The sequence below is a fragment of the Sulfuritalea sp. genome, assembly GCF_031426875.1.
Taxonomy (GTDB): Bacteria; Pseudomonadota; Gammaproteobacteria; order Burkholderiales; family Rhodocyclaceae; genus Sulfuritalea.
The window spans coordinates 1-4658 of the sequence record NZ_JASJPC010000035.1 but is presented as its reverse complement, the minus strand read 5'-3'; the positions used below and the strand labels follow the sequence as shown (position 1 = coordinate 4658).

The window sequence follows — 4658 nt, the reverse complement described above, 5'->3', positions numbered from 1 at the left end:
CGTTCGTTCATCTGGCATGTACCATCGTCTGGTTGGCTTGATTGAGAACACGCCCAGTTGCGGATCTACTTCTTATTGATGTCACGACCAGCCATGTCGCCGCCTACAGCGTTCCCAGTCTGTGTAACATTGCCCTTTGAAGACCGATCTACAACAATCTTCAGGGACCATCCCGCCACCAGGCCACCGATGAACGACAGAATTTCCGAAATATGATCCATGCTGGCTCCTCCGGTCCTCGGTACTGTATGGGTGGAATCTTCGCCTAATTAGCCTAGCTTCTTCCCGTGCCTCGCGGATGATAACGGTATTTTGCAGAAATTGACAATGGGAGCTCGCCCCTCACACGATGCGCCATATATGATTTAGTAGTGGCGAACGCATCGTGATTGGATACTTCCCATCACCGTCCCGCCAGCGCCGACTCTTAGCCGGCATCCGTCGTCAGTTGCCCAAAAACCCCGGTTTCAGCTTCGCGACGAAAGCGCGCACACTCCGCGCGAAATCCTGCGTCATGGCGCAGGCGGCGAAGCTGTCCTGTTTGGCTTGCAACTGATCCGCGAGGTTGCGGTTCAGCGATTCGCTGATGAGGCGCTTGGTCCGGCCCAGCGCGATGGTCGGGCCCTTGGCCAGTTGCAGCGCCAGGGCCTGCGTGGCGGCGGCCAGCTCAGCTAGCGGCACCACGCGATTGACGAGACCGAGTTCCAATGGGATCAAAGGGGTCGTGCTCGATATGCAAGACGCCATTGTTATATCCGATCGTAAGCGGCGTCTTCGTCGTTGCTCCACTTGGCCGCAAAATTCGACTCGGCGATTTTCGCGGCAGCTTGGGTTAGGGGTTGATCGTCCTCGCGCGTGCGTAGGAAATCCACGAATTCCTCGACTTCCGCCAAATGCTGCGGCGGCAGTGGTTTGATCTTGTCAATCAATCCCTGTGCGGTGGCAGTCATCGCTTTTGCTCCTGTCGCACGCTTGAAGCGGTTTGTATGAAATTCATTCTGCGGCAGTGAACTCCTCGGACCGCCAGGCAGACAGTGCGTTCCGGGACCAAAGCCCCCGCTGCTGGGAGCGCGAAACCGCCTCGCCTAAATCCCGCCCGCGCCATCGAACCCGGCGAAGAACAGCACGCGCCGCACATAGCCCTGGGTTTCGCGGTAGGGAGGGATGCCGTCATGGCGATCGACCGCGCCTTCGCCGGCGTTGTAGGCGGCGGCGACGCGTTCCCAGTCGCCGGCATAGCGCGCCTTGAGCCAGCGCAGGTAGGCCAGGCCGCCCTTGATGTTGGCCTCGGCATCGAAAGGTTTCGTCACGCCGAAACGTTCCTGCGTACCCGGTATCAGTTGCATCACGCCCTGCGCGTTCTTCGGCGAGACGGCTTGCGCGTCGAGGTTGGATTCGGCCAGGGCGATGGCCAACGCGATGCGCACATCGATGCCGTAGCGCTCGGCGTGGCGGCGGATCAGGGCGGCCACCTTGCGCTTGGACGGCGAGAGGGCCGACAGGTAGCCGTCGAGGTCGAAGGATTCGATGTCGGGGCCGACATCGATCGCGCGGCAGTCGTCCAGCAGCGGCGCACTGACGACCGCCCTGTCGAACTGTTCGAAGGCGGCGTGATGTCCGAGCCGCGCGGCCAGCGCGAAATAGGCGTTGGCCAAGGGCGGATTGCGCAGGTAGGCCGGCCCGCGGGCGAGTACCCGCGCGAGGCGGAAATAGCCTTCGGAGCTGCCCATGATGCCGGCTTCGCAGTAGAGCTTGATCGCTAGGCGCGGATTGCGTTGCAGCCCGCTTCCCGTTTCGACCGCCAGTCCCTGCTCCAGCGTCGCCGTGACGCGCGGCGCCTCGATGTCGGCGCGATCGGCGGCGCGCGCCGGCGCCACCGCCAGCAGTGCGGCGCAGCCCAGCAGGAATCGACGAAGGTGGACGGCTTTGAATTTCACTTGGCAAGATTAACTTATTCTTGGGTGGGGATGGAGGTCGGGCGATTGGCGCGTGGCGGTGTTGGGTTTCCTTTTTACGGGGGAGGCGGTGTGGGGAAATTGCTTGTGGGGGCTTGCCAGCCCGCTCCATGCCACCCCATCCCCTCCCCCGCCCTCCTCGGCCTTCCCAAGCCCCATCCCCTCCCCGGCCCTCCCCTTGAAGGGGAGGGAGGGCGCGCGACATCCGGCCGCCCTTGAAGGAGAGGGAGATTTATTTCACGGCGCTGAGGCGTTTCACGCCGGCGACGAAGCGTTGCAGGGTGTCCGACAGGACGCCGCGCGGGATCGTGACTTCGATCAGCTGGAAGCGTCCACGCGTGGCCATGGCCTTGTCCAGTGCGGCCTTGAGTTCGGCGCGGGTGCCGACGCGGACGCCGTCGCCGCCCATGCCGGCGGCCATTTCGGCGAAGCCCCAGTGGCCGAGGTCGTTGAAGCTGGATTCGGGCTGGAAGGTGCGCAGCATTTCCCAGCTGGCATTGTTGAACAGCAGCACGATCGGGTCCCAGCCGTAGCGCCGGCAGTTGCCGAGTTCCCAGCCGGTCATCTGGAAGGCGCCGTCGCCGACCAGGATCAGCGGGCGCTGGCCGGTCGCCGCCTGCAGGCCGAGACCGGCCGGCACGCCGTAGCCCATGGTGGCGTAATAGCCGGGCGCGACCAGCGCCGTGTGTTCGATCTCCATCGCGGTAAACAGGCAATCGCCCATGTCCGATGCGATGGGCATCTTGCCGCGTGCCGCCATCAGGTCGTTCACCGCCGTGGCGATGTCGGTCGGCGCGATGCTCGCGGCATCGGCCGGCATGCCGCGCGGAAACACCTGGCCTTGCACCGCGAACGGCTTTTCTGCGGCCGCCACCTGTTGCAGCAGGCCGTCGACCAGCGCCGCCAGCGGCAGATTCGGATAAGTGTGATGGCCGAGGGTGACGCGGCCGTCGAGCGCCTGGATGGTCTTGCGCATGTCGATGCGCGTTTCGGACACCGCGAAATTGGTGTCGCAGATGATTTCGCCGAGCAGGAACAGGCCGTCGGAGCCTTCCACCAATTGCGTCACTTCGGGCAGCCCGGCGACGCCCATGTAGGTGCCGACCAGCGGCGCGTCCTGGTCGGCGAGCAGGCCGCGGCCCATGAAGCTGGTCACCACCGGCAGGCCGAGGCGCCGCGCCAGCAGCGCCACCTTGTCTTCCAGGCCGTAGCGGCGCACCTCGACGCCGGCCATCAGCACCGGCGACTGCGCCTGCGCCAGGCGCGCCAGGATTTCCTCGACGCAGGCCGCGAGCGCCTCGCGGTCGACCGCCGGCGCGGCCTCGCGGATGACCGGGGCGCAGGGCTGGGCCACCATGTCGCGCGGAATCTCGATATACACCGGCTCGGAATGGCGCAGGGCATTGCCCAGCACGCGCGCGATGTCGGCCGGCGCGCGCGCCGCGTCGTCGAGCCTGACCTGGTCGCAGGTGATTTCGCGGTACATCTGGAATTGCGAATCCAGGGTCTTGGCCTGGTGGTGCAGCAACAGGCCGGAGCGCGACTCGCCCTTGCCCGGCCCGCCCGAGAGCACCACCAGCGGCGACTTTTCGGCATAGGCGGCGGCGACCGCATTGACCATGTTGAGCGCGCCGGCGCCATAGGTCACGGCGGCGACGCCGAGGCCCAGGTGGGCGCGCGCCGCGGCATCGGCGGCGAAGCCGACGCCCGGTTCGTGCGACAGGGTGTAGAGCGGCAGGATCTGCGACTGCTCGATGATGCGGAAATAGGGCAGCGCGAAATCGCCGGGGATGCCGAAGATCTGGCGGGCGCCATGATCCTTGAGGGCGTGGAGCAGGGATTCGACGAGATTCATGAGCGGGCGTCCGGTGCGGGAGGGAGATGAACATTTTGACGCGGATACGGCGCAACAAGTGTTCATACTTCTGGGCTATTCGCTTGTAACATGCACGTTTCGTGCACATTTCTTGAATACCATGCCAACAATCACCATCGACCGCTACGACCTCGCCCTGCTCGACGCGCTGCAGCGCAAAGGCAATGCCACCAATGCCGCGCTGGGCGAAACCGTGCATCTCTCGGCCTCGCAGATCAGCCGCCGCCTGCAGCGCCTGGGCGATGCCGGCATCATCGCCGGTCATGCCGCCCTGCTCGACCCGACGCTGCTGGGCCTCGGCGTCACCGCCTTTGCCCATGTGGTGCTGGAGCGCCACGGCAAGACGCAGTCGGATGCCTTCGAGGACGCGGTCACGGCCTTGCCCGAAGTGCTCGACTGCTTTTCGGTCAGCGGCGATGCCGACTACCTGCTGCGCATCGTCGCCGCCGACCTGCCGGCCTTCTCCGAACTCATGATGAAGCGCGTGCTGCGCCTGCCCGGCGTCGCCCACGTCAAGACCAATATCGCGCTGCAGAAGGTCAAGCAGACCCACGTGCTGCCGCTCGACCACCTGACGCAGCCGGCCCGGCCGCGGCAGCAGGTGCGCTATACGGGCGGCCACGACGCAGCAATGGCGGAAAACTAGTATAACAACACGTAAATAACGAAACATGTATTATGCTGTCGCATACCCATCCCATGACGAGGAGTTGGCTATGCGACAGACGGAACTGCATCTCACCGACGAGGATCGTGAGTTGATCGATTCGTACACTGCTGTCCGGCTAAATCGCGAACAGATTCAATTGGTTGTTGATGATACTGCT

General features: G+C 64.4%; 6 protein-coding genes. 1 reads left to right on the top strand and 5 read right to left on the bottom strand.

Translation table 11 applies throughout. The annotated features are described in order from the left end of the window. Positions 1 to 65: 65 nt before the first annotated feature. The 5 genes from RMO95_RS16085 to ipdC all read right to left on the bottom strand — a co-directional run bounded on the left by RMO95_RS16085 (position 66) and on the right by ipdC (position 3810). Positions 66 to 221 (bottom strand): hypothetical protein, encoded by a 156-nt coding sequence (locus tag RMO95_RS16085; RefSeq protein ID WP_310451664.1) that lies wholly within the window; start codon positions 219 to 221, stop codon positions 66 to 68. A gap of 223 nt (positions 222 to 444) precedes the next feature. After that, the gene (locus RMO95_RS16080; RefSeq protein ID WP_310451663.1) at positions 445 to 717 is read right to left on the bottom strand and encodes an enoyl-CoA hydratase-related protein; all 273 of its coding nucleotides are present in this window, start codon (positions 715 to 717) and stop codon (positions 445 to 447) included. Between the two features lie 32 nt (positions 718 to 749). Next, positions 750 to 950 (bottom strand): hypothetical protein, encoded by a 201-nt coding sequence (locus RMO95_RS16075; RefSeq protein WP_310451662.1) that lies wholly within the window; start codon positions 948 to 950, stop codon positions 750 to 752. 135 nt (positions 951 to 1085) lie between these two features. After that, positions 1086 to 1937, bottom strand: coding sequence for a lytic transglycosylase domain-containing protein (locus RMO95_RS16070; protein ID WP_310451661.1), 852 nt, complete (start codon positions 1935 to 1937; stop codon positions 1086 to 1088). Positions 1938 to 2187: 250 nt separating this feature from the next. Continuing rightward, the gene (ipdC, locus tag RMO95_RS16065; protein WP_310451660.1) at positions 2188 to 3810 is read right to left on the bottom strand and encodes an indolepyruvate/phenylpyruvate decarboxylase; all 1623 of its coding nucleotides are present in this window, start codon (positions 3808 to 3810) and stop codon (positions 2188 to 2190) included. A gap of 121 nt (positions 3811 to 3931) precedes the next feature. On the opposite strand from ipdC, the gene RMO95_RS16060 reads away from it, so the two are divergent. Next, positions 3932 to 4477: an Lrp/AsnC family transcriptional regulator gene (locus RMO95_RS16060; RefSeq protein WP_310451659.1), complete on the top strand. Its 546-nt coding sequence runs from the start codon at positions 3932 to 3934 to the stop codon at positions 4475 to 4477. The last annotated feature ends 181 nt before the right edge of the window (positions 4478 to 4658 follow it).